Origin of the sequence: Pseudomonas sp. RV120224-01b, from assembly GCF_003208145.1 — a bacterium.
In the GTDB taxonomy this organism is placed as follows: domain Bacteria; phylum Pseudomonadota; class Gammaproteobacteria; order Pseudomonadales; family Pseudomonadaceae; genus Aquipseudomonas; species Aquipseudomonas monteilii.
Genome location: NZ_QKMQ01000001.1, coordinates 471,743 through 497,953, shown reverse-complemented (window position 1 = coordinate 497,953; position 26,211 = coordinate 471,743). Strand labels below are relative to the sequence as shown.

Genomic DNA, 26,211 nt, shown 5'->3' with positions numbered 1-26,211 from the left:
GAATGAATACCCGGCCTGCCTGGCCTTTTCTGCGCAGCAGAACGCAAAGCGGCGACTTGGCACCCCACCCCTTCAGGGTTCTGCCAAGCCGCCGCTTTGTCGTTCAATGATCTGGAATTTACATCGCACCCTGTAGGAGCGGGTTTACCCGCGAAGCAGACACCGCGGTGCCTGGCACCGGCTTTGCCGGTGTTCGCGGGTGAACCCGCTCCTACACTGACCGTGCAAGGCAGGTATCAGGCAAGGGTTTCGAGGACGTAGGCAACATCCTGCAATACAGCCGTATCGCCCCGCTCAGTCCAGTACAACGCGATCATCCGAGCATCCGCCTCGACCTTGTAAACGCTCGCCGGCAAGCGCGCCAGGGCCTCCACGAAGCGCGGGTCTTCGCAGGGTTCACGCCACTGGTTCCACCACACCCCCGGGCTGACCTGCCAGAAGCTGAAGCTGTCCTCGTGCCCACGGCGCCGGGCGCGGTGGTACTGCGGGCAAGGGCTTGGCGGCTCCTTTTCCAGCCAGTGCGGCCATTGCTGCGGCGCCAGCTGCATGGCCAGGCCCATGCGCCTTGCTTCCAGGCGCAGCTTCATCTGCTCACTCTGTTTGCGCGAGGAACGCAGCCAGGAAAGCGGGCTGAGAATCAGCGCAAGGATTGACACCACCAGCAATACCGTCATATCAGTAGATCCCATAAAGCGTTGCAAATGAGCTGGTTAGCCATTTTTCACGGAAGACCCGCCCGAAAGCGACCATACTTCTTCTATCGCGATTGTCAGGAGTACCGCTCATGCAATACGAACATTTGTTGGTCGCCGTCGACCTGACCGAAGAATGCGACCCGGTGATCAAACGCGCCATGGCGCTGGCCGCGCCTTCGAACGCCAAGGTGTCACTGGTACACATCGTCGAACCGATGGCCATGGCATTTGGCGGTGACGTGCCGATGGACCTGTCGCAACTGCAACAGCAACAGTTCGATCAGGCCAAGGAGCGCATGGACCGACTGTTCAACAAGTACCCGGACATCCAGCGCGGTGACTCGCACCTGACCTACGGCCAACCGCGCCAGGAAATTCACCAGCTGGCCAAGGACCAGAAATGCGACCTGATCGTGGTCGGCAGCCATGGCCGTCACGGTCTGGCGTTGTTGCTGGGTTCCACGGCCAATGACGTGCTGCATGGGGCGCCGTGTGATGTGCTGGCGGTGCGGTTGCTGAAGAAGGAATGATTTAACCTGTTCCGGCCCTATCGCCGGCAAGCCAGCTCCCACAGGGACACCACAAGTCTTGAAGCCTGTGGCGCACCTGTGGGAGCTGGCTTGCCGGCGACAGGGCCGGTACAGGCCAGCTCCGATCAGCCTTCCAGCTCAGCCCAGCGCTCTACCAGTACATCCAGCTCACCCTGCAGCTTCTCGATCTTGGCCAGCACCGCCGAAGTCTCCGCAATCGGCCGCTGATAGAAGCCCGCCGCATTCACTTCTTCCTGGGCTTCAGCCATGCGCTGTTCCAGCGCGTCGATCTGCCCCGGCAGCATCTCCAGCTCACGCTGCAGCTTGTAGCTGAGCTTCTTCTTCGAGGCCTCTTCCACCACCGGCGCAGCAACAGGCGCAGGCTTGGCCTCGACCTTCTCCACCACCGCACTGTTGAGGGCCGACTTGCCGCCCTTGCTCTCGGTCACGCCCAGCAGCTTCGGCGAGCCACCCTGGCGAATCCAGTCCTCATAACCACCGACATACTCGCGCACCTTGCCCTCGCCTTCGAACACCAGGGTGCTGGTGACGACGTTGTCGAGGAAGGCCCGGTCGTGGCTGACGATCAGCACAGTGCCCTTGTAGTTGGACAGCACCTCTTCGAGCAACTCGAGGGTTTCCACGTCCAGGTCGTTGGTGGGTTCGTCGAGCACCAGCAGGTTGGCCGGCTTGCTGAACAGCTTGGCCAGCAGCAGGCGAGCACGCTCACCACCCGACAGCGCCTTGACTGGCGTGCGCGCACGCTGCGGGCTGAACAGGAAGTCGCCCAGGTAGCTCAGCACGTGGCGGTTCTGGCCGTCGATCTCGATGAAGTCACGGCCTTCGGCCAGGTTGTCGATCACGGTCTTTTCAAGGTCGAGCTGGTGGCGCATCTGGTCGAAATAGGCCACTTCGAGCTTGGTGCCGCGCTCTACCTTGCCTGCGGTCGGCTCAAGGTCGCCGAGCATCATCTTCAGCAAGGTTGTCTTGCCGGTACCGTTGGCGCCCAGCAGACCGATACGGTCCTCGCGCTGCAGGACCATGGAGAAGTCCTTGACCAGCATCGGCCCGTCAGGGTGATGGAAGCTGACGTTTTCCAGCACCATCACCTGCTTGCCGGACTTTTCCGCCGCCTCGATCTGGATGTTGGCCTTGCCCTGGCGCTCACGGCGTTCGCCACGCTCCACACGCAAGGCTTTCAGCGCACGCACACGGCCTTCGTTGCGGGTACGACGGGCCTTGATGCCCTGGCGAATCCACACTTCTTCCTGGGCCAGACGCTTGTCGAACAGCGCATTGGCCGTTTCTTCGGCGGCCAGTGCGGCCTCCTTGTGCACCAGGAAGCTGGCGTAGTCGCCGTTCCAGTCGATCAGGCCGCCACGGTCCAGCTCAAGGATACGGGTGGCCAGATTCTGCAGGAAGGAACGGTCGTGGGTAATGAACAGCACCGCACCGTTGAAGCCGCGCAGGGCTTCTTCGAGCCAGGCGATGGCACCGATGTCCAGGTGGTTGGTGGGCTCGTCGAGCAGCAACAGGTCGGGCTCGGACACCAGCGCCTGGGCCAGCAGCACGCGGCGGCGCCAGCCACCGGACAGCTCGGCCAGGGTCTTGTCCGCGGGCAGTTGCAGACGGCTGAGGGTGCTCTCTACCACCTGCTGCAGGCGCCAGCCATCGCGGGCTTCCAGCTCGTGCTGGACGTGCATGAGCTTTTCCAGGTCTTCGTCACCCTGGATGTTCATGCTCAGGTGATGGAACTGCGCCAGCAACTCGCCCACGCCGTCCAGGCCAGCGGCCACCACATCGAACACCGTACGCGCGTCGGCCACCGGCAGTTCCTGCGGCAATTCGCCGATCTTCAGGCCCGGGGCACGCCAGATTTCACCGTCATCGCCCTTCTGCTCGCCCTTGACCAGGCGCAGCATGCTCGACTTGCCGGTGCCGTTGCGGCCGATGATGCACACCCGCTCGCCACGAGCGATCTGCCAGGACACTTTGTCCAGCAGCGGCATGGCGCCGAATGCGAGGGACACATCGCTGAATTTGAGCAGGGTCATGTTGGTCTCCATAAATCGGGCGCGCATTCTACCTGACTTGGCCCTCGACGGCATCCGCCAGGCCAACCGGCGAGTGCCGGGCGACATCTGGTCGAACTTAATATCCCGATACAAGCACAGTGCTTTCACCCGCTGCCGGCAAACAGCTAAGCTAAGGCAATAGCTTTCAACAGTGCTGGCTCCGCCGTCACTTCCCCATGGTTCTACTGCCCGGACGTATCATGCGCAGCCGCCTGTTACATATTGCATCCTGCCTGCTGCTTACCGCTGCCACCTGCGCGGCGCAGGCCACCGACCTGACCCTGCAACGCCAGTACTACGACGAAGCCAAGCGTGCGCTGGCCAAAGGCGACAAAGGCCCGTACCTGCGTTACGCCCAGGCCCTGAACGACTACCCGCTGACGCCCTACCTGGCCTACGACGAACTTACCGCCCGCCTGAAAAGCGCCAGCAACCAGGAAATCGAAGGCTTCCTCGCCAAGCACGGCGACCTGCCTCAGGCCAACTGGATGAAACTGCGCTGGTTGCGCTGGCTGGCCGAACGGGGCGAGTGGGACACCTTCGTCAAATATTACGACCCCAAGCTCAACTTCACCGAACTGGACTGCCTCAACGGCCAGTACCAGCTCAGCCACGGGTTGCGTGCCGAGGGCTACGCCACGGCCGACAAACTGTGGAACGTCGGCAAGTCTCAACCTGCCGCGTGCGACACACTGTTCGGCATGTGGGCCGCCGAAGGCCAGCTGACCGAGGCCAAGCGCTGGGAACGCACCAAGCTGGCGGCCCAGGCGCGCAACTACGCCCTGGCCAACAACCTGGTCAAGACCCTGACCACCCTCGGCCCGCAAGGGCGCCTGCTGGTCGACGTAGCGCAAAAACCGGAGCTGCTCAACCAGCCGTCGCGCTTCACCCCGGTCAACGAAGCCATGTCCGACGTGGTCAGCCTCGGCCTGCGCCGCCTGGCCCGCCAGGACCCGGAGCGGGCCATGGCCTTGCTGGACGATTACGCCCAGCGCATGCACTTTTCCCGCGACGAGAAGGTCGCTATCGCCCGCGAAATCGGCCTGACCCTGGCACGCCGCTACGACCCCCGCGCCCTCGACCTGATGACCCGCTACGACCCAGAACTGCGCGACAACACCGTCAGCGAATGGCGCCTGCGCCTGCTGCTGCGCCTGGGCCGCTGGGAAGACGCCTACGAGCTGACCAAACGCCTACCCCAGGACCTGGCCAGCAGCAGCCGCTGGAAGTACTGGCAAGCACGCAGCCTGGAGCTGGCACAGCCGAATAACCCGCAGATCCCGCTGCTGTACAAGACCGTGGCACGTGAGCGCGATTTCTACGGCTTCCTCGCCGCCGACCGGGCGCAGACGCCTTACCAGCTGAACAACAAGCCACTGCTGCTGAGCCCGCAACTGGTCAAGAAGGTACGCAACACGCCCGGTATCCAGCGCGCACTGGAGTTCCACGCCCGCGGCCAGATCGTCGAAGGCCGCCGCGAGTGGTACCACGTGAGCCGCCACTTCACCCGCGACGAAATGGTTGCCCAGGCGCGCCTGGGCTATGAGCTGCGTTGGTACTTCCCGGCCATCCGCACCATCAGCCAGGCGCAGTACTGGGACGATCTGGACATCCGCTTCCCGATGGCCCACCGCGACACGCTGGTGCGCGAAGCCAAGGTCCGCGGCCTGCATTCGAGCTGGGTATTTGCCATCACCCGCCAGGAAAGTGCATTCATGGAGGATGCGCGCTCACCGGTGGGTGCCAGCGGCCTGATGCAACTGATGCCGGCCACAGCCAAGGAAACCGCGCGCAAGTTCAGCATCCCCTTGGCGTCACCGGCGCAGGTACTGAACCCGGACAAGAACATCCAGCTGGGCGCCGCGTACCTGAGCCAGGTGCACAGCCAGTTCAACGGCAACCGTGTGCTGGCTTCGGCGGCCTACAACGCAGGGCCCGGGCGCGTTCGCCAGTGGCTGAAAGGCGCCAAGCACCTGAGCTTCGATGTGTGGGTGGAGTCGATCCCGTTCGACGAAACACGCCAGTATGTGCAAAACGTGCTGTCGTATTCGGTGATCTACGGGCAGAAGCTGAATTCGCCGCAGCCGCTGGTGGATTGGCACGAGCGGTATTTCGATGACATGTAAGGTTTGCTGAGCCTGAACCGGCCCCTTCGCGGGTAAACCCGCGAAGAGGCCAGTGCAGCAAACCAAGTTACTCCAGAACTTCGACTTCCATCCCTACCTCAAGCCACCCACTGCCATCCACCGCCAGGTTCTGCCCGAACAGCACATCCCCCTCTTTCTCGCGGAAGGTCTTGAGCGTGGCCATAGGCTCCCGGTCGGCACTTCGCTCCCCGGTAGCCGGGTCAATCGTGGTAAAGATGCAGCGCACACTCGGTTTGAGCACACGAAACTCCAAGCTGCCTATGCGAACCCGCTTCCAGCCATCTTCGGCGAAGGGCTCAGCCCCCTGCACCACCAGGTTGGGCCGAAAGCGCAGCATCTCCATGGGCCGGCCAACACGCCGACTGAGCTCATCGAGCGAGCCCTGGCCAATCAGCAGCAAGGGGAAACCATCCGGAAACGCCGCCCGGTCACTGTTGAAACCATAACCATTGGGCAGGTAGCGCGCACGCTGCTCCGGGCAATGCACCAGGCGCACGGCCTTGCCCAGCAGTTCGCTCAGCCAGGCCGCCACTTCATCGCCTGCATCAGGCACTCGCAACGTATCGCGCCAGATGGTCACGCCACGCAGGGCTTCGTCGGCAGCGGGTACAGGTACCCGCAATGGTGCCTGCCCGGGCGCCTGCAGCAGCAACTCGCCACTGTCGTCTTCACACGCCTGCAACTGGCCAAGTTGTGGCCATGCGCGCTGGGTCAGGAAGCGTCCGTTTTCTTCCTCGACCACCATCCAGCGCCGGTCACCCTGCAACCCCAGCAACCCAACCGGTGAAGCCTGCAGGCTTTGCGCCTGCCCCGACTTCACCGGGTATCGATACAACTCACTGAGAAACATCCCTGCTGCCTCGCGTCATGCCAAAAGCCAAGCTTATACCTGGCCGGCCCAAGGTTCACGCAGTGGCGGTGTCCAGTAGCAGGCGTTGCTTGACCACGTCGACCAGGCGATCGGGCTGGAACTTGGACAGGAAGTTGTCGCAACCCACCTTTTTCACCATGGACTCGTTGAAACTGCCCGACAGCGAGGTGTGCAGCACCACGTAAAGCTGGCGCAGGCGTGCATCACTGCGGATCTCGGTGGTCAGCCGGTAGCCGTCCATTTCCGGCATTTCGGCATCGGTAAATACCATGAGCAGCTTCTCGCACACGTCTTCGCCGGCATCGGCCCAGCCCTTGAGCATACGTAGCGCTTTCAGGCCATCACTGGCCACATGCAGTTTCACGCCTAACTGGGACAGCGTATCGCGCAACTGCGCCAAGGCCACGCTGGAGTCATCCACCAGCAGCACCTCGCGGCCACGCGCCCGGGCCAGCACCGGGTCGGCGAGTTTGTCGCCAGAGACCCGGGCGTTGTACGGCACGATCTCGGCCAGCACCTTCTCTACGTCGATAACCTCCACCAGCTTGTCATCGACCTTGGTGATGGCGGTCAGGTAGTGTTGGCGCCCGGCACTGGAAGGCGGCGGCATGATCGACTCCCAGTTCATGTTGACGATGCGGTCCACACCACCGACCAGGAAAGCCTGCACCGAGCGGTTGTACTCGGTGACGATGATGGTGCTGTCCGGCCCCGGCTGCAGCGGGCGCATGCCAATCGCCTGGGACAGGTCGATCACCGGCAGGGTCTGCCCGCGCAGGTTGACCACACCGCAGACGAAGGCGTGGCGCTGGGGCATCAAGGTCAGTTTGGGCAGTTGCAGCACCTCCTGCACCTTGAACACGTTGATCGCGAACAACTGGCGACCGGCCAGGCGAAACATCAGAATTTCCAGGCGGTTCTCACCCACCAATTGCGTGCGTTGGTCTACCGTGTCGAGAATGCCAGCCATTGGAAACCCCCCAGGCTTGAGTCGGAAAAGGTGAAATCATCTACCCTGTATCGGCGGTTTCACGCACACCTTGACCCTTGCGGGAAAATACCGCCAAGGCAATTGATATCACTTTACCATCATGCTTTACTGCGGGCACACCGGGATAAACCGAGGGGGCTGCAAAAGTTCCCCACCCTGGCCCCGCATCAGGGAAACCCTTAGTCGCAATCGGGCGCAACCTGATGTTCGCGATATCCTTTAGCCATTAATGTGACGCCATTCTCACTGCATGAATGGAGTCAGGCTTTTGCTAGCTATCGTTTCGGCGTGCCCGCCCCCTGCGCCTACCCCACGCGCGGGGACCTGACAATGGACACTGCCTTATCGTTCGACGATGCCCTGCAGGGCTTCCTGCTGGATGCCCAGGTACTGCTGACCCAGGCGCAGGAATGCCTGCAGCATCTGGAACTGATCGACAATGATCCGGATGCCTGCCGCTGCCTGGGCAACGCCCTCGACAGCCTCGCCCGTCAGGCCACACGCCTGGGCCTGCGTGAAGTCGCCCATTACACCACTGCCCTTCAACAGTTGCTCGCCCCGGCCTGCCACGGTGGTTGCCTGCAACGTGTAGCCCTACCCGCGATAGGGGAGTGCCTGACCCTGCTGGCCTGGCAACTGGAACTGGTCGACACCCGTACCGGGCGGCTGAACCTGGACATCGGCGAGCAACTGGTGCTACTGGGTGAATTGGCAAAGGTCGTGCAACAACCTTTTGCGTCAGCCTGTACGTCATGCGATGAGCAAGGCAGCGTGTGCATTCACACCCAGGGTGAAGTGGCAGCCAGCAGCCGCCCTGACCGGTCTAACCCGGCGCTTTAATTGACGCATAGTGCAACTAAGTACCGTTGTTCAAGCCCCACCATGGTCAAACTTGGAAAGTTCTCCAGGTTTTCAGTGGCCCAAGTTGAACCCTGCCCCCGCTAGTTGCAGTACAAGTGCGTACAGCACGATTAAAGGGTGGCACTTTGCTACCCGAAAAGACCGGACCAGCAGGCGTTTCAAAGCGTTTCCCAGCCGCGACCGATGCAATGCAAAGTGGTAATATGCGCCCCCACAAAGGCTTGCAACCTGAAGCAAGGTTGCAAGATCACGCATTCGAAAAAACATCGAAAGTACTGCGCCAAAGCCTCTGACCAGCATTGTGCAAGGCCTCCATCAGCAATACTTCAGTGGCTTTCCTACTTATGTTCCCACGCTTGAAGACTTCTCTGCGTTGCTGCTCCCGCGCTGCCCTGCTGCGTTGGGCAACGGTCGGGCTGTGCGTGGCCTCGCTGGTTGCGAACCTGGCGCTGTACCTGGCCAGCCAGGCCATCCCGGCCAGCCTGCTGGTGCTGCAGCTGGCCGCCACGCTGGGCGCCGCCGTTCAACTGGGGCTGGGCGCCAGGTCGATCAGCCTGCGCCCGGCCGAACTGGCCGAGCGCATGCTCAAGGTGCAGGAAGACGAACGTCAGCACCTGAGCCGGGAACTTCACGACGATATCGGCCAATTGCTCACCGCTGCGAAGCTGCAGTTGCAGTGGCTGCAGCGGCGTATGCCCGACGAGCTGCAGGGCCACTGCGATGCCCTGCGCGGCACGCTGGATGACACCCTGGGCAACGTGCGCGATGTGTCCGCCCTGCTCAACCCTCGGCAGCTCGCCAGCCTTGGCCTGGAAGCCAGCCTGCGCGCGCACCTGGTACGTACCCTGGCCAGCAGCAGCGTGCACTGGAGCCTGGCGTGCAACCAGCGCCTGGGCGGCATCGACGAAGCCGTGGCCATGGCCGTGTTCCGCATTACCCAGGAGGCGGTGACCAACATGTTGCGCCACGCCCAGGCACACAACCTGGTCATCCGCCTGCAGCGCACCCCTGAAGGGCTGGCACTGTCGATCCACGACGATGGCCGTGGCTTCATCCCCGTCCGACACCCGGCCGAGGCAGGCCAGCGCGGCCTTGCCGGCATGCAGGAGCGGGTAACCGCGTTGCAGGGCAGCCTCGACATCACCAGCCAGCCTGGCCTGGGCACGCAGATCGAAGCGATGTTCCCCTGGCCCCCGCGCAGCCAGCAACGCGCCCGGAGTACTGCCACCCATGACCTGTAGACTGCTGCTGGTTGACGACCATTCGCTGATCCGCGCCGGGGTGCGCGCGCTGGTCTGTGACATTCCTGGCTATGACGTGATCGGCGAAGCTGACGATGGCGGCCAACTGCTCGAACAGGTGCGCACGCTGGCGCCCGACATCGTCTTGCTGGACATTTCGATGCGCTCCACCAGCGGCCTGGACGCCCTGACTCAACTGCGGGCCAGCGGCAACGCCTGCAAAGTGCTGATTCTGTCGATGCACACCGACCCCGACCTGATCATGCGGGCGCTGGAAAGCGGCGCCCACGGCTATCTGCTCAAGGACACCAGCGCCACCGAACTGGAGCAGGCCCTGAGCGCAGTGCGCAACGGCGAGCGCTACCTCAGCCCGGCCATCGCCCACACCGTCATCAACCAGGCGCTACGGCACACCAAACAGGGCAAGCAGGCCGCTGGCGAGCGGCATAACCTCACGGCCCGGCAACTGGAAATCCTGCGCCTGATCGTGCGCGGCAAGTCCACCCGGGAAATCGCTGCGGGCCTTGGCCTGTCTATCAAGACGGTCGAAACCCACCGTTCGCAAATCATGAAGCGGCTGCAGATTCATGACGTGGCTGGCCTGGTACTGTTTGCCGTACGCGAGAAAATCATCAGCCTGGACGACTGAGCAATGGCGACCCGGCCGGCAGGTGCAGGCGTATCGCGGCTGGCCTGGCCTGAAAGCGCAGGTTGTCGGCCTGCAACGGCTCGCCATCGAGGTTGATATCCAGCCCCTGCGAACTCTTGATTTCCACCCAGGGCAGCCGGGCCCGAACGAACAGGCCATCACCGGCCAGCAGATCGCGCAGAGCCCCGACCACTTCCTGCGGCGCAGGCAGGATGGCGATGTCCAGCAAACCGTCGTTCACCACCGCTTCAGGGCATAGCACCTGCCCTCCCCCAGCCTGGCGGCCATTACCGATACCCAGTGCCAGCAAGCTCCCTTGCCACTGAAAATCAGGCCCTTGCAGTTCCACCGAAGCTGCCTGCAGTTCGCTGAAGCGCGACAAGCCGGTGAACAGGTAGGCGGCCGCCCCCAGCACTTTTTTCAGGTCTTCGGAGGTGTTGGCGGTAACCTGGCTGCCAAATCCGCCTGTGGCCATGTTAAGGAACAACTGGTCGCCAGCCTGGCCCAGGTCTATCGCCTGGGCCGGCGTGTTCAGCAACGCCAGAGCCGCAGCAGGCTCCAGCGGTATACCTGCGGCTCGGGCGAAGTCGTTGGCAGTGCCAAGGGGCAACAGCGCCAGGCTGGCATCGGCGCCGGCCAGCCCCATGGCTTCGGCCACGTCGCGCAAAGTGCCATCCCCACCACCGGCGACGATATGGCTGTAGCCTGCGCTCAGCGCCTCACCGACCAGCCGCTGCGCATCACCCGCCTCCCAGGTGACACGTACATCCAGTGCCCAGCCGGTATCGCGCAGGTCGTGCACGGCGCTGCGCAGTTCTTCGTTCATCGCCTGCTTGCCGTGCAGGATCAGCATTGCCTTGCGCCCTTGCATTGCGCGTCTCCGTGAAGTTGAACCACCCAGATCTCGACCATGCGCAGCCACGGATCGTTGCATGGGTGCAAAAAAATAACGAAGCCGGCGCGGTCTTTTTCCCACACCCGACAATGCGCGGCTATGCTCAGAAAATGAACTTTTGACAAGTTTTTGACCCAGGCCAACATTTTTCCTAGGGAGGTCAGCCTTTTGACTTCTGTTCGCCGGGCCAATCTCGATCCTGGCCATGGACGCGCCCCCCGGCAGTGGAGTGCATAGCGCTGCCGATGGGCGCGTCTTTTCATCCGCAGCCTTCAGCGAGGATTCCGGGTCATGCGCATTCTCTGGACACTGCCGTACCTGCCTTGGCCAACGACCAGCGGCAGCAAGACCCGGCAATACCACCTGATGCGCGCACTGGCACAGCAAGGCCACCGCATTACCCTGCTGGTGCAGTCGAAAATCCCGCTTAGCGATGCGGCCCGCGAAGCCCTGGAGCCGCTACTCGAACGGCTGATCGTGCTACCCCGCCGGCCACTGCACAGCCCGCTGAACTTGCTGGCCTCGCCGATCATCGACTACCCCATGCGGGCGATCATCAATGGCCTGTCCCCTTGCCTGCGGCACCGCTTCGAGCAGTTGCTGGACGAACCGTGGGACGTGATCCAGATCGAGCACAGCTACAGCTTCCAGCCGTTCGAAAAGGCTCTGCAGGCGCGCGGGCTGCCCTACATGCTCAGCGAGCACACGCTGGAGTCCGTGATGGGCGGTGCCTGCCACGACCGCCTGCCGCTCTGGCTGCGCCCGCTCAATGCCTTTGACCGCTGGCGCTACCGGCGCTGGGAACAGCGGGTGCTGCGCCAACCTACCGAGCTGGTGGCGGTCAGCGCCCACGATGCCGAGCTGATCGCGCAAATCAGCGGGCGCCCGGTGAACGTGGTGGTCAATGGTGTGGATTGTGATTTCTACCAGCACGTGCAACCGGCGCTGCATAGCCAGCGCTTGTTGTTCGTGGGCAACTTCGAGTATGGCGCCAACCTGGAAGCCATCGAGTGGGCGCTGGAAGACATCATGCCGCAAGTGTGGATGAGCAACCCGGCGGTGCGCCTGGCGATAGCCGGGCATGCGCTGCCGATCAGCTGGAAATTGCACTGGAACGACCCGCGCATCGAATGGTTCGGTTACCGCCCTGACCTGCGCGAGCTGCAAAAGCGTTCGGCACTGTTCTTCGCCCCGCTGCGCTATGCCGGCGGCTCCAAAGTAAAAATCCTCGAGGCCATGGCCGCCGGCCTGCCGGTGATCACCACCGGCAAAGGCGTATCGGGCCTGGCCGCGAACAACGGTGAGCACTACCTGGGCAGTGATGACGGTGACCAGCTCGCCCTGCTGATCACCCAACTGCTCAACCAGCCCTGGCGCATGAGCCAACTGAGCGATGCCGGGCGGCAATTCGCCCGACTACGCCACGACTGGAGCGTGGCGGCCCAGCAACTGGAGAACGTGCACATGCGCCTGGCCCAGGCAGCGCCCGCCGAGGCCGCGCCGCTGGGCAGTGCCTGGCTGGGCCGCTCAGCCAAGTAGCTCGCTGAAGGGGATGAACGGCACGCTATCGCCCGGTTTTGGCGTACTGCCTTCGCGCACCTCCACCAGGCCCTCGGCCCAGGCGGCACTGCGCAGCACCCCCGAGCTCTGGTTCTTGTAGATGCGCACCTGGCCCTGTTCGATGCGCGCGCGCAGGTATTCGCGGCGCGTGCCAGGCTTGGGCCAGTCGAAGCCCGCCGGCATGTCGAAACGCAGCGGCGTGACATCGGCCACCCCCTGACGACGAAGCAAGTAGGGCCGGGTCAGCAGGCCAAAGGTGACCAAGGTCGAGGCAGGGTTGCCCGGCAGGCCGATCACCGGCACGCCCTGGAAGTGACCGAAGGTCAGCGGTTTGCCCGGTTTGATCGCCAGCTTCCACAACGCCAGCTCGCCGGCTTCGCGCAGGGCAGCACCGAGGTAGTCGGCCTCCCCCACCGAGACACCGCCGGTAGACAAGATAAGGTCAACGTCGCCCAGCGACGCCAGGCAGGCACGGGTACGTGCAAGGTCATCCGGCAGGATGCCCGCATCGACCACGTCGCAGCCCAGTCGCTGCAACCAGCTGACCAGCAGCCGACGGTTGCTGTTGTAGATTTGCCCAGGGCCCAGCGGCAGGCCGGGCTCGACCAGTTCGTCACCGGTGGACAGCACCGCCACCCGTACCTTGCGCACCACATCCAGGCGACCATGGCCCAGGGTCGCCGCCAGGCCCAGTTCGATCGGCCCAAGGCGGGTGCCGGCGCTCATTACCTGCTCACCCTTGCGGGTTTCCTGGCCCTGAGGGCGTATGTTCTGCCCGGTTTGCAACGTTTCAAGAAAGCGTACCCGGCCATCTTCGAGCACCTCGGTGTTTTCCTGCATCTCGACGCAGTCGGCCCCTTCCGGCACCGGCGCACCCGTAAAGATGCGCGCGCAGGTGCCTGGCTGCAGCGGCTGTGGCGCATGCCCGGCAAAAATGCGCTGGCTGACCGGCAGCGGCTGGCCCTGCCAGTCGGCGCTGCGCAAGGCATAACCGTCCATGGCGCTGTTCGGCCAGGGCGGCAGGTCGAGCGAGGCCACCAGGTCGGTGGCCAGCACGCGGCCTTCGGCCTCGGCCAGCGGCAGGTTCTCGGTCTCGCGGATGGGCGCCGCCTCGGCCAGCGCCAGCAGTTGCTCCAGGGCCTGCTCCACCGGCATCAGCGGCCGGGCCTGGCCGGCCTCAGCCACGGCTGTCACAGGCCGCTGCCTGCTTCAGGTGCGCAACGAAGTTGCACGGGCGATGGCGGGCATCGAGCTGTTCGGCAAGGATGCCATCCCAACCGGTGCGCACGGCGTTGGTCGAGCCCGGCAGGCAGCACACCAAGGTACCGTTGGCCAGCCCGGCCAAGGCACGCGACTGCACCGTGGAGGTGCCAATGTCGGCCACGGAGATCTGCCGGAACAACTCTCCAAACCCTTCTACCTGTTTGTCCAGCAGGCAGGCCACCGCCTCGGGGGTGCTGTCGCGGCCGGTAAAGCCGGTCCCCCCCGTGATCAACACTACCTGCACGTTGTCATCGGCGATCCAGGTGGCAACCTGGGCGCGGATCTTGTACAGGTCATCCTTGAGCAGCACGCGCTCGGCCAAACGGTGGCCGGCCGCACTCAGGCGGTCGACGAACAGCTGCCCGGAGGTGTCGGTGTCGAAAGTACGGGTGTCGCTGACCGTGAGCACGGCGATGTTCAGCGCCACGAAGGGGGTATCTGCCTTGGCTTTCATGGGTGTCCGTCACAACAGGATGAGATGCCCGCAGTTATATCACAGCGCACCTTTCCCGACGTTGCGCCCATGGCGATTGCCCTCGGTCAATAGGCCGGGTTTGCCGCTATGCTGCACTAAAGAAGGAACTTGCATGGACACCCTGCGTCTTAACTGACAACTAGCACCATCGCACTGGAGAAACACGATGATTCAACGGACCCTACCCGCCTTCCTGCTCGCCCTGGGCCTGGGCGCCCTTGCCGGCTGCGCTTCGCCGACCGTCATTACCCTGAACGATGGCCGCGAAATCCAGGCCACGGACACCCCGAAGTACGATGAAGACTCCGGTTTCTACGAATTCGAGCAACTGGATGGCAAGCGCACCCGCCTGAACAAGGACCAGATCCGCACCGTCAAAGAGCTGTGATCCAGGCGCCCGTTTTGCAAAGCCCCTTTAAACAACAAGGGCTTGTGTGCAAAAACGGGATGCAGTAGGATTTTGTTCATCGGAGTGTAGCGCAGCCAGGTAGCGCGTCTCGTTCGGGACGAGAAGGCCGCAGGTTCGAATCCTGTCTCTCCGACCAGATCCTGCTCGAAAAGCCCGCCTTGTGCGGGCTTTTTGTTGTGCCTGAAAACGGTCAGGCCGTCAGGCGCGAGGTCACCTCACCCAACTGCCCCGACAACCCATGCAAGCGCTGCCCGGCCTGCTCGGTATGCTGCACGGCCTGCTGGTTGGCCGTGGCAATACGGGTGATTTCGATCAGGTTGCGCGAAATGTCTTCGGCTACGCTGGTCTGCTCTTCGGCCGCCGTGGCGATTTGTCGGTTCATGTCGCGGATCGCCTCTACGGACTGGGTGATGCGCTGCAGCATCTGCCCGGCCTGCTGCACCTGCTCGGCCCCTTCCTCGCTGCGCTGCTGGCCGCTTTCGATCGCCTTGACCGCTTCCACCGCCCCCGACTGCACGGCTTCGATGATCTGGTGGATCTCGGCAATCGACGCAGCCGTGCGCTGGGCCAGGCTGCGCACCTCATCGGCAACCACCGCAAAACCACGCCCGGCTTCGCCAGCACGGGCCGCTTCGATGGCTGCGTTGAGCGCCAGCAGGTTGGTCTGCTCAGCGATGCCACGGATCACCTCCAGCACTTTGCCAATGCGCGTGCTGTCGTGCTCCAGGTCGCGGATTACCGCCGCCGTGCCGGCGATTTCGCGGTTGACCACCCCGATGATGTCGATGGTCTGCTGCATCACCTGTTCGCCAGCCTGGGCGCTGTGGTCGGCGTCATCTGCCGCGCGAGCGGCCTCGGCGGCATGGCGGGCGACTTCCTGGGCGGTGGCGGACATCTCGTGCATGGCCGTGGCCACCTGGTCGGTACGCTGGAACTGGTCGTGGGTGCCACGGGCCATGTCGCCGGCGATGCTGCGCAACTGGCCACTGGCGCCTTCCAGCTCCTGCGCGTTGTCCTGCAGGCGGCCAACGGTCTCGGCAAGGAAGTCGCGCAGCGTGTTGGCAGCCCGCGCCAGGCGCCCCAGTTCATCTTCACGGCGGCTATCGACCCGGGCGGCGAAACGCCCTTGGCTCAGTTGCGCGACATACTCGATCAGTTGGCGGATCGGCTCGATCAGGCTACGGTTGACCAGCCACAGGCTGAGCAGCCCCACCAGCACCGCCGAAGCCAACATCACCAGCAAGCCCAGCCATACCGTGCGCTCGGCGCTGGCGCTGATGCTGGCCGCACGCTGGCGCGCATCGGCACGCAACTGCTCGACCAGCTCGCTCATCTGCTCGCTGGCGGCGCGGTCCACGCCTTTGACCGCCTGGTCGCCGGCTACCGGGTCACCACCTGCGGCAAGGAAGGCCTGGCGGCCCTGCGCATAGGCCTGGCCCAACTGCCGGTGGCTGTCACGCAGCTGCTGCAACGGCGCCTTGAGCCTGGCGTCGCTGCTGTCGATCAATTGCCCGAGCAGCGCTTGAACCTGTTGTTCACGGGCCTGGAACTGCTGCCAGTACTTGTCCATGTCTGCCGGCTGACGCCCGCGCAGCAACACGTTCTTCCATTCCTGTACCTGAATCTTGAATTGCAGGTTGGCTTCGTCGATCAATTGCGAGGCCCGCAGCGGCCCGTCGACCAGCTCGGCATAACCGCGCACGCTGGACGACAGGAACTGGAAACACACCAGGGCGATCAGCAACATCGCCGCCAGGCTGCCGCCGAGCAGCGAGAGAATTTGCACTCTGAGGGATTTACGCAACATCTAGGGTCTCGGAACCAGAGAGAGAGGGCTGGGGCCGCTGTGCAGCCCCCATGACTGGCAGGCCAAAAAAAAGCTGCCATCAAGCAATGGCAGCCAGGTCGAGCACTTACGCAACAGTTGAGGCAGATACTCTCAGGCAATTGCTACAAAAATGTTACAAAACCGCGACACCCTACCCTGTGGTGAACTGCAAGGCCGCCAACCGCGCATACAGCGGGCTTTCCTCGATCAACTGACGGTGTGTGCCCACTGCCACCAGCCGCCCCTTGTCGATGACCGCGATTCGTTCGGCATGCTGCACCGTGGCCAGGCGATGGGCGATCACCAGCGTGGTGCGCCCGGCCATCAGGCTGGGCAACGCCTGCTGGATCAGGTGCTCGCTCTGTGCGTCGAGGGCGCTGGTGGCTTCATCCAGCAACAGGATCGGCGCATCCACCAGCAACGCCCGGGCAATCGCCAGGCGCTGCCGCTGCCCACCGGAAAGCCCGATGCCGCCCTCGCCCAAGGGCGTCTGGTAGCCTTGCGGCAGCTGCCGGATGAATTCATCGGCATAGGCACCGCGGGCGGCTGCCTCGACTTCCGCCAGGGTTGCCTCGGGCCGGCCATAGCGGATGTTGGCCTCCACCGTGCCACGGAACAGCGAGGGGTTTTGCGCCACCAGGGCGAACTGGCGGCGCAGCTGGTCAGGGTCGAGGGCGGTAATCGCCTGGCCATCGAGCAGGATGCGCCCTTGCTGTGGGTCGTAAAAACGCAGCAACAAATCGAACAGGGTCGACTTGCCTGCACCCGAGGGGCCAACCAGGGCAACGGTCTGCCCTGGTTCGATGGCCAGGCTCAGGCCATCGACGGCCGCCACCGTAGGCCGTGACGGGTAGGCGAACACCACCTGCTGCAATTCGATGTGCCCGCTGGCCCGCTGTTTTGGTAGCGCCTGCGCCAGCCCGGGCGGCAGGATTGCACTGCGCGCAGCCAACAGTTCGGCAATACGCTCGGCGGCACCGGCGGCACGCTGCAGCTCGCCGATCACCTCACTGAGGGTACCGAAGGCGCTACCGACGATCAGGCTGTAGAACACGAATGCAGCCAGCTCGCCTGCAGAAATACGCCCGGCAATCACGTCCATGCCGCCGACCCACAACATCACCCCCACCGCCCCCAACACCAGCACGATCACCAGGGTGATCAGCCAGGCACGCTGGGCAATCCGCTTGCGGGCCACGCTAAACGCGGCTTCGACCGTGCCCGCGAACAGTTCGCGGTCGTGCGCCTGGTGGTTGTAGGCCTGCACCGTCTTGATCTGCCCCAGCGTTTCGGCCACGTAGCTGCCCACATCGGCCACCCGGTCCTGGCTCTGCCGCGACAGGCTACGCACCCGACGGCCAAACAGCAGGATAGGTGCCAGCACCAACGGCAGGGCCACCACCACGATACTGGTGAGCTTGGGGTTGGTGATGAACAGCAACACCACGCCGCCGATGACCATCAACGCGTTACGCAGGAACATCGACAACGATGAGCCGATGACCGACTGCAGCAAGGTGGTGTCCGCCGTCAGCCGCGACTGGATCTCGGAGCTGCGGTTGTCTTCGAAAAAGCCGGGGTGCAGGCCGATCAGGTGATCGAAAACGGCGCGACGGATATCGGCCACACACCGCTCGCCAATCCACGAGACCAGGTAAAAGCGGCTGAAAGTGCCCACCGCCAGGGCCAGCACCAGCAGCAGGAACAACCCGATGGTCTGGTTGAGCTGGTGCGCGGAGCGGGTCATGAAGCCCTGATCCACCAACAGGCGGATACCTTGGCCCATCGACAGGGTGATGGCGGCAGTGACCACCAGGGCCAGGAAGGCCAGCAGCACTTGCCGGCGATAGGGGCGGACGAACTGCCAGGCCAGGCGCAAGGCGCGGCGCTGACGTGGGGAAACCGATTCGGGCATGGCGACGACCACAATGCGGGGGAAGCCGCAGACTACCACTCATCCAGGCTGTGGGAATGCCTGCAGGTTGCTATAGCCCATCGGTCTAACCAGACTATGGAGCTTTCACAGCGTTTCTGTTGGACTGTTTCCAGCGTGATACGGAAACAGTCACAGGCCAGTCACGGCTCAGGGCTAACCTGGGCCAGAACCTGATGAGGAGACACCGAATGAGCTTGCAGCATGGCAGCGACAACCAAAAGCCCAAGACCACCCCGCAACCTAAGGTGTGTGGCTCGATCATCGACGCCCAAGGGCGCGAAGTGCCGATTACCGAGCAGATGATCCAGCAGGCCTGCGAGGCGCTGGAGAAGAGCCGGGTCAAGCGCGTACGCGAAGGTTGATCTGCGAATTACTTGCAACCCGGCGCTTGCGCCGGGTTTTTATTGGCCTGAATCAGGCCAGCACCCCACCCAAGGCACTGACCAGCTGTGCCAGCTGCGGCGACTCACCCCGCAAGCGCACCGCCAGCCCTTCGATCTCGCGACGTGGCGGGTACTGCTTGCGCAACTGGTCGAACGCCGCCCGCTGCAGCTGCGGGTCGTCGCTCAGGCTGCGGCGGAAGTCCGCATCGTCGCGGCGCGGGTCGTACACGGCGCGGCACAGGGTCGCCAAGGCCCAGGCCGGGTCGGTGCTGGCATCCAGTTCGATTTGTGCCAGTGGCGGCCGGGGCAGCAAGTCTGCCAGTTGCACCTGCTCGTCCACGCCGAGGAAGCGGCACAACGCCTGATAGATCTGCGCCGTGCCACGCTGGCGGCCATCGAGGCTGTAGCCGGCAATGTGCGGCGAAGCCAGCGTGCACAGGTCGGCCAGTTGCAGGTCGACCTGCGGCTCGCCCTCCCACACATCCAGCACCGCATGCACGTCTTCACGGTCCAGCAGCAGCTCGCGCAAGGCGGCGTTGTCTACCACCGGGCCACGACTGGCGTTGATCAGCCAGGCCCCTGGGCGCAACTGCGCCAGCTGCGCCTGGCCCAACAAGTGCCAGGTCGGGTGCTCGCCGGCACGCTGCAACGGGGTATGCAGGCTGATCACATCGCACTGCTGCAAAATCGTCTCGAGGCTGACGTAGTCGCCACCTTCGGCGGCCTGGCGCGGCGGGTCGCACACCAGTACCTTCCAGCCCAGGCCGTGAAGCACCCGCACCAAGCGGCTGCCCACCTCACCCGCACCCACCACGCCATACACGCGTTCGGGCAGTGCCACGCCATCCAGCTCGGCCAGGGTCAGTACGCTGCCCAGCACGTAGTCGACCACGCCGCGTGCATTGCAGCCTGGCGCACTGCTCCAGCGGATGCCGGCTTCGGCAAAGTAGTCCAGGTCCAGGTGATCGGTGCCGATGGTGCAAGTGCCGACAAAGCGTACGCGGCTGCCTTCGAGCAGCTGGCGGTCGACCTTGGTCACCGAGCGCACCAGCAGGATATCGGCGTCCTTGACGCTGGCGGCATCGAGGCTTCGGCCCGGGTAGCGGCGAATTTCACCGAAACCCTGGAAGAAGGCATCGAGCAGCGGGATGTTCTCGTCGGCAACTATCAGCATGGCGCTCTCCTGTCTGGGGAACGCAGTGTAGGCGCAACGCGGGGCGTGTTCCAGAGCGCTTCAGTCGGCTTTTTTGCGGATCCAGTACAGGAAGGTGCCGGCGTCCTCTTGCTGCTGCAGCAATTCGTGGCCGAGGAAGTTGCAGAACTTGGGAATGTCACGACGGGTCGACGGATCGGTGGCGATGACTTTCAGCAGGCCGCCAGCGGCCAGGTTGCGCACATGCTGGTGCAGCATCATTACCGGTTCCGGGCAGTTCAGGCCGGTGGCGTCGAGGATGGCGTCGGGGGTGAAATCGGTCATGGGGGGCTCCACAAATGATCGTTATTGTCGCGCATAGGGCCGTTTCGACCAAGGGGCTGGCTTGCAGCCCCCGAAATCAGCGCGGCTTCAGGTCCAGTCTGCGCAGATGGCAAGTCACTTCCTCACGGTCGTGATACAGCTGCTTGCAGGCAATCGATACCCGGATCTTGCGCGCCTTGAACGTCGCCTCCATGCGGTCGAGCAACCGGCGTACTTCGGCATAGCGTTGCTTCATCGGCAGCTTCAGGTTGACCACTGCCTCGCGGCACAACCCCTCACCCAGCCAGGTTTCGATCAGCGAAGTGGTGCGCGCCGGCTTCTCGACAATGTCGCACACCATCCAGTCCACCGGCTGCTTCGGCTGCCAGGTGAAACCGTCGGCCATCAAGTGCTGCACCAGGCCGGTGTCCATCAGGCTTTCGGCCATCGGCCCGTTGTCGATGGCCGTCACCAGCATGCCACGACGTACCAGCTGGTAGGTCCAGCCACCCGGCGAGGCGCCCAGGTCGACACCGGTCATGTCATCGCCCAGGCGCTGTTCCCACTGCTCACGCGGGATGAACTGGTGCCAGGCCTCTTCCAGCTTGAGGGTCGAACGGCTGGGTGCCTCGCGGGGGAATTTCAGGCGCGGGATGCCCATGGGCCACAACGCGCTGTTGTTGGCCGGGGCCAGGCCGACAAACACCCGCCGGCCGCTGATGAAGGTGAGCAGCAGCCGTGGGCGGCTGGCATCGTCGACCAGGCGGCCGGCCTTTTCCAGGGCCTTGCGCAGCGGCACTTCGAACTTGCGACAGAAGGTGGACACTTCCTTGCCTTCGTTGCTGTCCAGCACTTCCAGCCACAGGCTGCCGAACACCGGGAAGTCGGCCAACTGCGCCAGCAGCACACTGATCCGGTCACTTTCCGGTAACTCGACAAAACCGCCACGGGCCCACTGCCGAGGGAAAATCAGCTCGTTGAAGCGCAGCGCCCCCATCAACCGCTCGGCACCGCCGTCTTCACTGCAGACAAACTCGGCGCTGGCACTTTGTGGCTTGCCTTTGGCATAGCCGGCAATGCCCAGGCGGGCGGCATGTTCGCTGATTTCGGCGCAAACCTCGCCCTCGAAACCGGGCCGGCAATGCATGAACAGGGTATTCATCTCTCACTCCACTACGGCTGGCGCGCAACAGGCGCCGGCAGGGCGGCGATGATAAAGGAAGATCGGAACCTGCGACATGCCCCATCGGTCCAGAAAAGGGTCAGGGGCCGCAAAGCGGTCTAACCTGACCTTTCAGCCAGGTCCGTACCGTGCGGACCGAAACAGAGCGGTGACACCGGTAAACCTTGAGTATTTGCCGGGCACCGGCGCAGAAGGAGTTGGCAATGCCCTCGCTCGATAGCCTGAACACCCTCAAGCCCCTCCAGGTCGGCAACCAGACCTACCACTATTTCAGCCTCACCGAAGCCGCCCGCCAGCTGGGTGACCTGCAACGCCTGCCCATGTCATTGAAGGTGCTGCTGGAAAACCTGCTGCGCTGGGAGGACGGCCATACCGTCACCGGCGACGACCTGCGCGCCCTTGCCCAGTGGCTGGGCGAGCGGCGCTCCGACCGCGAGATCCAGTACCGCCCGGCGCGGGTGCTGATGCAGGACTTCACCGGCGTGCCGGCCGTGGTCGACCTGGCCGCCATGCGCGCGGCCATGGCCAAGGCCGGTGGCGACCCACAGCGGATCAACCCGCTGTCACCGGTGGACCTGGTGATCGACCACTCGGTGATGGTCGACCGTTATGGCACACCGCAAGCCTTCAACGAGAACGTCGACATCGAAATGCAGCGCAATGGCGAACGCTATGCCTTCCTGCGTTGGGGCCAGAGCGCCTTCGACAACTTCCGCGTGGTGCCGCCGGGCACCGGCATCTGCCACCAGGTCAACCTGGAGTACCTGGGCCGCACGGTATGGACCCGTGAAGCCGATGGCCGCACCTACGCCTTCCCCGACACCCTGGTGGGTACCGACTCGCACACCACCATGATCAATGGCCTGGGCGTGCTCGGCTGGGGTGTCGGAGGCATCGAGGCAGAGGCGGCCATGCTCGGCCAACCCGTGTCGATGCTGATCCCCGAAGTGATCGGTTTCAAGCTGACCGGCAAGCTGCGCGAAGGCATCACCGCCACCGACCTGGTGCTGACGGTTACGCAAATGCTGCGCAAGAAAGGCGTGGTCGGGAAGTTCGTCGAGTTTTACGGCGATGGCCTGGCCGAGCTGCCATTGGCCGACCGGGCGACCATTGCCAACATGGCGCCGGAATACGGCGCCACCTGCGGTTTCTTCCCGGTCGACCAGGTGACCCTGGACTACCTGCGCCTGTCGGGCCGCCCCGAAGCGACCGTGCAACTGGTCGAGCACTACTGCAAAGCCCAAGGCCTGTGGCGCCTGCCTGGCCAGGAGCCGCTGTTCAGCGACAGCCTGGCGCTGGACATGCACGAGGTCGAAGCCAGCCTGGCCGGGCCTAAACGGCCACAGGACCGGGTAGCGCTGGGCCAGGTCAGCCAGGCATTTGACCACTTCATCGAGCTGCAACCCAAACCGCTGGCCAAGGACGTCGGCCGCCTGGAAAGCGAGGGTGGTGGCGGCGTAGCGGTGGGCAACGCCGACCAGGCCGGCGAGATCGACTACAACCATGCAGGCCAGACCCACACCCTGCGCGATGGTGCAGTGGTGATTGCCGCGATCACCTCGTGCACCAACACCTCCAACCCCAGTGTGATGATGGCCGCCGGGTTGGTGGCGAAAAAGGCGCTGGAAAAGGGCCTGCAACGCAAACCCTGGGTCAAGAGTTCGCTGGCACCGGGCTCCAAGGTGGTCACCGACTACTTCAAGGCCGCCGGGCTCACCCCCTACCTCGACCAGTTGGGCTTCGACCTGGTCGGCTATGGCTGCACCACCTGCATTGGCAACTCCGGCCCGCTGGATGAAGCGATCGAGAAAGCCATCGGCAGCGCCGACCTCACCGTGGCGTCAGTGCTGTCGGGCAACCGTAACTTCGAAGGCCGTGTGCACCCACTGGTCAAGACCAACTGGCTGGCCTCGCCGCCCCTGGTGGTGGCCTACGCCCTGGCCGGCAGCGTACGGCTGGACCTGACGCGTGACCCGCTGGGTACCGGCAAGGACGGTCAGCCGGTTTACCTGCGCGACATCTGGCCCAGCCAGCAGGAAATTGCCGAAGCCGTAGCCAAGGTCGACACGGCGATGTTCCACAAGGAATATGCCGAAGTGTTCGCCGGCGATGCGCAATGGCAGGCCATCGAGGTGCCGCAGGCCGCCACCTACGTGTGGCAGCCCGACTCTACCTATATCCAGCACCCGCCGTTCTTCGACGGCATCAGCGGCCCGCCGCCACAGATCGTCGACATCCAGGGTGCGCGTGTGCTGGCGCTGCTGGGCGACTCGGTGACCACCGACCACATCTCACCGGCCGGCAACATCAAGGCCGACAGCCCCGCCGGGCGCTACCTGCGTGAGCAGGGGGTGGAGCCACGCGACTTCAACTCCTACGGTTCGCGGCGTGGCAACCATGAAGTGATGATGCGCGGCACCTTCGCCAACATCCGCATTCGCAACGAAATGCTGGCGGGTGAAGAAGGCGGCAACACCTTGCATGTGCCCAGCGGCGAGAAGCTGTCGATCTACGACGCGGCCATGCGCTACCAGCAGGAAGGCACCCCGCTGGTGGTGATTGCCGGCCAGGAATACGGCACCGGCTCAAGCCGCGACTGGGCAGCCAAGGGCACCAACCTGCTGGGGGTCAAGGCCGTGCTGGCGGAAAGCTTCGAGCGTATTCACCGCTCCAACCTGGTGGGCATGGGCGTGCTGCCGCTGCAGTTCAAGGCCGGTGACGACCGCAAGCAACTGGGGCTGACCGGGAAGGAGCAAATCGATGTGCTGGGTTTGAATGGCGCGCAGATCCGCCCGGGCATGAGCCTGCCCTTGCGCATCACCCGCGAGGATGGGCAGCAGGCGCAGATCGAGGTGCTGTGCCGTATCGATACCCTGAATGAGGTGGAGTACTTCAAGGCAGGGGGGATTTTGCATTATGTGCTGCGACAGCTGATTGCCGGCTAAGTCAGCAAAGCCTGGGGCCACACAGCGGCCCCAGGCAAGGCTGGCATGCCTGCAATCGTTCACATTAAATAATCATTCAATAAAACCAGTCCCTTGCCGATACCTGTCGAAAGCCTTGCGGACTATCAACCCATGCGTAACAACCAGCCGATTACCCAGAGAGAACGGACTTTCCCTGCCCAGCAGCGGTTGATCTCCACCACCAATGCCAAGGGTGTGATCACCTACTGCAACGATGCCTTCATCGAAATCAGTGGGTTCACCCGCGAAGAGCTGACCGGTGCGCCGCACAACCTGGTGCGTCACCCCGACGTGCCGCCTGCCGTGTTCGCCCATATGTGGCAAACGCTCAAGCAGGGCCAACCCTGGATGGGCATTGTCAAAAACCGCTGCAAGTCTGGCGACCACTACTGGGTCAACGCCTATGTCACGCCGATCTACGACAACAACCAGGTCGTGGGCTTCGAGTCCGTGCGGGTCAAGCCCACCGCCGAGCAGATCCGTCGCGCCGAGGCGCTGTACCAGCGCATCAATCAGGGCAAGCCGCCAGTACCGCGCCGCGACAAGTGGCTGCCGGTGTTGCAGGACTGGCTGCCGTTCATCCTGATCAGCCAGGTAGGCTTCCTGATCGGTAACTGGCTTGGCCACTCCTGGGGCTTCGCCCTGGCCGCCGGGCTTTCCGTACCGTTGGGCCTGCTTGGCCTGGGCTGGCAGCAGCGCGGCCTGAAGCGCTTGCTGCGCCTGGCCGAACAGACCACCTCCGACCCGCTGATCGCACAGATGTTTACCGACAGCCGTGGTGTGCAGGCGCGCCTGGAAATGGCCATGCTCAGCCAGGACGCCCGCCTGAAAACCTGCCTGACCCGCCTGCAGGACAGTGCCGAACACCTCAGCGACCAGGCGCGCCAGTCCGACGCCCTGGCGCACAAGAGCTCCTCGGGGCTTGAGCGTCAGCGGGTAGAAACCGAGCAGGTCGCCGCTGCAGTCAACCAGATGGCCGCCACCACGCAGGAAGTGGCCAACCATGTACAGCGCACCGCCGACGCCACCCAGGAAGCCAACCGCCTGACCAGCCAGGGGCGGCAGATTGCCGGGGAAACCCGCGATGCCATCGAGCGCCTGTCGGCAGCGGTGGGTGAAACCGGCCAGACGGTGACCCAGCTGGCCAAGGACAGCGACGAAATTGGCGGTGTGGTCGACGTGATCAAGGGCATCGCCGACCAGACCAACCTGCTGGCGCTTAACGCAGCGATCGAAGCGGCGCGCGCCGGGGAAATGGGCCGTGGTTTTGCCGTGGTGGCTGATGAAGTGCGCCAACTGGCTCAGCGCACTGCTGAGTCCACCGGTCAGATCCATGGTCTGATTGCCAAACTGCAACAAACTGCCAGCAACGCCGTACTGACCATGGAAACCGGCCACCGCCAGGCGCAGGAAGGCGTCGACCGGGTGATGCAGGCTGACGAGGCACTGGTAGGGATCAGTGAAGCGGTCGCCAACATCACCGACATGGCCACCCAGATTGCTGCAGCGACCGAAGAGCAGACCGCAGTGGCCGACGAGATCAGCCGCAACATCAGCACCATTGCCGAACTGGCCGACCAGACCGCCGAACAGGCCTTGCACTCGGCACTGCTCAGCGAAGAGTTGACCAGCACGGCGGGGAGCCAGTATTCGCTGGTGGAGCGCTTCAACCGTTAAGGCATCGTGCAGCACCGACAGGCATAGCGCAGGCTTCAGGCACACGCTATCCCTGTGGGAGCGGGCATGCCCGCGAAGCCGGCAACTCGGTGTATGGCACCGGCTCCGCCGGTGTTCGCG

General features: G+C 63.8%; 22 protein-coding genes, 1 tRNA gene and 1 pseudogene. 11 read left to right on the top strand and 13 right to left on the bottom strand.

Translation table 11 applies throughout. The features are described 5' to 3' along the window. Positions 1 to 236: 236 nt before the first annotated feature. Positions 237 to 674, bottom strand: coding sequence for a hypothetical protein (locus N436_RS02295; RefSeq protein ID WP_019096202.1), 438 nt, complete (start codon positions 672 to 674; stop codon positions 237 to 239). A gap of 110 nt (positions 675 to 784) precedes the next feature. Here N436_RS02295 and N436_RS02290 point away from each other — a divergent pair, with 110 nt between their 5' ends. Further along, on the top strand, positions 785 to 1,225 hold the full coding sequence (locus N436_RS02290; RefSeq protein WP_105945234.1) for a universal stress protein: 441 nt from the start codon (positions 785 to 787) through the stop codon (positions 1,223 to 1,225). 125 nt (positions 1,226 to 1,350) lie between these two features. Here N436_RS02290 and N436_RS02285 read toward each other — a convergent pair whose 3' ends face one another. Continuing rightward, positions 1,351 to 3,279, bottom strand: a complete 1,929-nt coding sequence (locus N436_RS02285) for an ATP-binding cassette domain-containing protein (protein ID WP_105945235.1) — start codon at positions 3,277 to 3,279, stop codon at positions 1,351 to 1,353. Positions 3,280 to 3,500: 221 nt separating this feature from the next. Here N436_RS02285 and N436_RS02280 point away from each other — a divergent pair, with 221 nt between their 5' ends. Continuing rightward, complete coding sequence (locus N436_RS02280; RefSeq protein ID WP_019096199.1) at positions 3,501 to 5,426, top strand: transglycosylase SLT domain-containing protein; 1,926 nt, start codon at positions 3,501 to 3,503, stop codon at positions 5,424 to 5,426. A gap of 67 nt (positions 5,427 to 5,493) precedes the next feature. On the opposite strand, the gene N436_RS02275 is transcribed toward N436_RS02280, so the two are convergent. Both N436_RS02275 and N436_RS02270 read right to left on the bottom strand, forming a co-directional pair. Continuing rightward, positions 5,494 to 6,297 carry an MOSC domain-containing protein gene (locus N436_RS02275; protein ID WP_105945236.1) on the bottom strand — a complete coding sequence of 268 codons (804 nt, stop codon included), beginning with the start codon at positions 6,295 to 6,297 and terminating at the stop codon, positions 5,494 to 5,496. A gap of 55 nt (positions 6,298 to 6,352) precedes the next feature. Further along, on the bottom strand, positions 6,353 to 7,288 hold the full coding sequence (locus tag N436_RS02270; RefSeq protein ID WP_016714890.1) for a chemotaxis protein CheV: 936 nt from the start codon (positions 7,286 to 7,288) through the stop codon (positions 6,353 to 6,355). A gap of 351 nt (positions 7,289 to 7,639) precedes the next feature. Between N436_RS02270 and N436_RS02265 the strand changes: the two genes are divergently transcribed. From N436_RS02265 to N436_RS02255, 3 genes are all read left to right on the top strand, one after another. Further along, complete coding sequence (locus N436_RS02265; RefSeq protein ID WP_110740312.1) at positions 7,640 to 8,149, top strand: histidine kinase; 510 nt, start codon at positions 7,640 to 7,642, stop codon at positions 8,147 to 8,149. 365 nt (positions 8,150 to 8,514) lie between these two features. Beyond that, entirely contained in the window at positions 8,515 to 9,411 is an 897-nt protein-coding gene (locus N436_RS02260; RefSeq protein WP_105945238.1) for a sensor histidine kinase, read from the top strand. Further along, entirely contained in the window at positions 9,401 to 10,060 is a 660-nt protein-coding gene (locus tag N436_RS02255) for a response regulator transcription factor (protein WP_016714887.1), read from the top strand. Before N436_RS02260 ends, N436_RS02255 begins: the two co-directional genes overlap by 11 nt. On the opposite strand, the gene yegS is transcribed toward N436_RS02255, so the two are convergent. Continuing rightward, positions 10,044 to 10,931, bottom strand: a complete 888-nt coding sequence (gene yegS, locus N436_RS02250) for a lipid kinase YegS (RefSeq protein WP_105945239.1) — start codon at positions 10,929 to 10,931, stop codon at positions 10,044 to 10,046. The genes N436_RS02255 and yegS overlap by 17 nt on opposite strands. A gap of 315 nt (positions 10,932 to 11,246) precedes the next feature. Here yegS and N436_RS02245 point away from each other — a divergent pair, with 315 nt between their 5' ends. Next, positions 11,247 to 12,494, top strand: a complete 1,248-nt coding sequence (locus tag N436_RS02245; protein WP_110740311.1) for a glycosyltransferase family 4 protein — start codon at positions 11,247 to 11,249, stop codon at positions 12,492 to 12,494. Here N436_RS02245 and glp read toward each other — a convergent pair. Together glp and moaB are read right to left on the bottom strand one after the other, a co-directional pair. Continuing rightward, on the bottom strand, positions 12,483 to 13,709 hold the full coding sequence (gene glp, locus N436_RS02240; protein WP_105945241.1) for a gephyrin-like molybdotransferase Glp: 1,227 nt from the start codon (positions 13,707 to 13,709) through the stop codon (positions 12,483 to 12,485). The genes N436_RS02245 and glp overlap by 12 nt on opposite strands. Beyond that, positions 13,693 to 14,232 (bottom strand): molybdenum cofactor biosynthesis protein B, encoded by a 540-nt coding sequence (gene moaB, locus N436_RS02235; protein ID WP_016714883.1) that lies wholly within the window; start codon positions 14,230 to 14,232, stop codon positions 13,693 to 13,695. The genes glp and moaB overlap by 17 nt, the downstream gene beginning before the upstream one ends. A 187-nt stretch (positions 14,233 to 14,419) precedes the next feature. Here moaB and N436_RS02230 point away from each other — a divergent pair, with 187 nt between their 5' ends. Continuing rightward, positions 14,420 to 14,641, top strand: coding sequence for a YgdI/YgdR family lipoprotein (locus N436_RS02230; RefSeq protein WP_013971697.1), 222 nt, complete (start codon positions 14,420 to 14,422; stop codon positions 14,639 to 14,641). Between the two features lie 80 nt (positions 14,642 to 14,721). Continuing rightward, positions 14,722 to 14,798: transfer RNA gene (locus N436_RS02225), tRNA-Pro, on the top strand. 54 nt (positions 14,799 to 14,852) lie between these two features. Here N436_RS02225 and N436_RS28870 read toward each other — a convergent pair. The 3 genes and pseudogenes from N436_RS28870 to N436_RS02215 form a co-directional block, all read right to left on the bottom strand. Beyond that, a complete protein-coding gene (locus N436_RS28870; RefSeq protein ID WP_371105374.1) occupies positions 14,853 to 15,557 on the bottom strand; it encodes a methyl-accepting chemotaxis protein in 705 nt (234 codons plus the stop codon). Between the two features lie 228 nt (positions 15,558 to 15,785). Then, positions 15,786 to 15,896: pseudogene (locus tag N436_RS28865) on the bottom strand (hypothetical protein); the annotation flags it as partial. A gap of 745 nt (positions 15,897 to 16,641) precedes the next feature. Next, on the bottom strand, positions 16,642 to 18,405 hold the full coding sequence (locus N436_RS02215; RefSeq protein WP_110740310.1) for an ABC transporter transmembrane domain-containing protein: 1,764 nt from the start codon (positions 18,403 to 18,405) through the stop codon (positions 16,642 to 16,644). 209 nt (positions 18,406 to 18,614) lie between these two features. Here N436_RS02215 and N436_RS28515 point away from each other — a divergent pair, with 209 nt between their 5' ends. After that, positions 18,615 to 18,788, top strand: coding sequence for a PA1571 family protein (locus N436_RS28515; RefSeq protein WP_177410238.1), 174 nt, complete (start codon positions 18,615 to 18,617; stop codon positions 18,786 to 18,788). Between the two features lie 52 nt (positions 18,789 to 18,840). Here the strand turns inward: N436_RS28515 and pdxB are convergent, their stop codons facing one another. The 3 genes from pdxB to rlmM form a co-directional block, all read right to left on the bottom strand. Then, entirely contained in the window at positions 18,841 to 19,983 is a 1,143-nt protein-coding gene (gene pdxB, locus N436_RS02210) for a 4-phosphoerythronate dehydrogenase PdxB (RefSeq protein ID WP_110740309.1), read from the bottom strand. Between the two features lie 60 nt (positions 19,984 to 20,043). After that, positions 20,044 to 20,286 (bottom strand): sulfurtransferase TusA, encoded by a 243-nt coding sequence (tusA, locus tag N436_RS02205; RefSeq protein ID WP_003248727.1) that lies wholly within the window; start codon positions 20,284 to 20,286, stop codon positions 20,044 to 20,046. A gap of 76 nt (positions 20,287 to 20,362) precedes the next feature. After that, a complete protein-coding gene (rlmM, locus tag N436_RS02200) occupies positions 20,363 to 21,427 on the bottom strand; it encodes a 23S rRNA (cytidine(2498)-2'-O)-methyltransferase RlmM (protein WP_110740308.1) in 1,065 nt (354 codons plus the stop codon). 224 nt (positions 21,428 to 21,651) lie between these two features. On the opposite strand from rlmM, the gene acnA reads away from it, so the two are divergent. Both acnA and N436_RS02190 read left to right on the top strand, forming a co-directional pair. Continuing rightward, on the top strand, positions 21,652 to 24,393 hold the full coding sequence (acnA, locus tag N436_RS02195; RefSeq protein ID WP_110740307.1) for an aconitate hydratase AcnA: 2,742 nt from the start codon (positions 21,652 to 21,654) through the stop codon (positions 24,391 to 24,393). A 132-nt stretch (positions 24,394 to 24,525) separates the two neighbouring features. Further along, positions 24,526 to 26,091, top strand: a complete 1,566-nt coding sequence (locus tag N436_RS02190; protein ID WP_016714875.1) for a PAS domain-containing methyl-accepting chemotaxis protein — start codon at positions 24,526 to 24,528, stop codon at positions 26,089 to 26,091. Positions 26,092 to 26,211: the final 120 nt, after the last annotated feature.

Coding starts and splice junctions, on each gene's coding strand:
- N436_RS02295 (WP_019096202.1), bottom strand. CDS start 674: ATGACGGTATTGCTGGTGGTGTCAATCCTTGCGCTGATTCTCAGCCCG.
- N436_RS02290 (WP_105945234.1), top strand. CDS start 785: ATGCAATACGAACATTTGTTGGTCGCCGTCGACCTGACCGAAGAATGC.
- N436_RS02285 (WP_105945235.1), bottom strand. CDS start 3,279: ATGACCCTGCTCAAATTCAGCGATGTGTCCCTCGCATTCGGCGCCATG.
- N436_RS02280 (WP_019096199.1), top strand. CDS start 3,501: ATGCGCAGCCGCCTGTTACATATTGCATCCTGCCTGCTGCTTACCGCT.
- N436_RS02275 (WP_105945236.1), bottom strand. CDS start 6,297: ATGTTTCTCAGTGAGTTGTATCGATACCCGGTGAAGTCGGGGCAGGCG.
- N436_RS02270 (WP_016714890.1), bottom strand. CDS start 7,288: ATGGCTGGCATTCTCGACACGGTAGACCAACGCACGCAATTGGTGGGT.
- N436_RS02265 (WP_110740312.1), top strand. CDS start 7,640: ATGGACACTGCCTTATCGTTCGACGATGCCCTGCAGGGCTTCCTGCTG.
- N436_RS02260 (WP_105945238.1), top strand. CDS start 8,515: ATGTTCCCACGCTTGAAGACTTCTCTGCGTTGCTGCTCCCGCGCTGCC.
- N436_RS02255 (WP_016714887.1), top strand. CDS start 9,401: ATGACCTGTAGACTGCTGCTGGTTGACGACCATTCGCTGATCCGCGCC.
- yegS (WP_105945239.1), bottom strand. CDS start 10,931: ATGCAAGGGCGCAAGGCAATGCTGATCCTGCACGGCAAGCAGGCGATG.
- N436_RS02245 (WP_110740311.1), top strand. CDS start 11,247: ATGCGCATTCTCTGGACACTGCCGTACCTGCCTTGGCCAACGACCAGC.
- moaB (WP_016714883.1), bottom strand. CDS start 14,232: ATGAAAGCCAAGGCAGATACCCCCTTCGTGGCGCTGAACATCGCCGTG.
- N436_RS02230 (WP_013971697.1), top strand. CDS start 14,420: ATGATTCAACGGACCCTACCCGCCTTCCTGCTCGCCCTGGGCCTGGGC.
- N436_RS28870 (WP_371105374.1), bottom strand. CDS start 15,557: ATGTCCGCCACCGCCCAGGAAGTCGCCCGCCATGCCGCCGAGGCCGCT.
- N436_RS02215 (WP_110740310.1), bottom strand. CDS start 18,405: ATGCCCGAATCGGTTTCCCCACGTCAGCGCCGCGCCTTGCGCCTGGCC.
- N436_RS28515 (WP_177410238.1), top strand. CDS start 18,615: ATGAGCTTGCAGCATGGCAGCGACAACCAAAAGCCCAAGACCACCCCG.
- pdxB (WP_110740309.1), bottom strand. CDS start 19,983: ATGCTGATAGTTGCCGACGAGAACATCCCGCTGCTCGATGCCTTCTTC.
- tusA (WP_003248727.1), bottom strand. CDS start 20,286: ATGACCGATTTCACCCCCGACGCCATCCTCGACGCCACCGGCCTGAAC.
- rlmM (WP_110740308.1), bottom strand. CDS start 21,427: ATGAATACCCTGTTCATGCATTGCCGGCCCGGTTTCGAGGGCGAGGTT.
- acnA (WP_110740307.1), top strand. CDS start 21,652: ATGCCCTCGCTCGATAGCCTGAACACCCTCAAGCCCCTCCAGGTCGGC.
- N436_RS02190 (WP_016714875.1), top strand. CDS start 24,526: ATGCGTAACAACCAGCCGATTACCCAGAGAGAACGGACTTTCCCTGCC.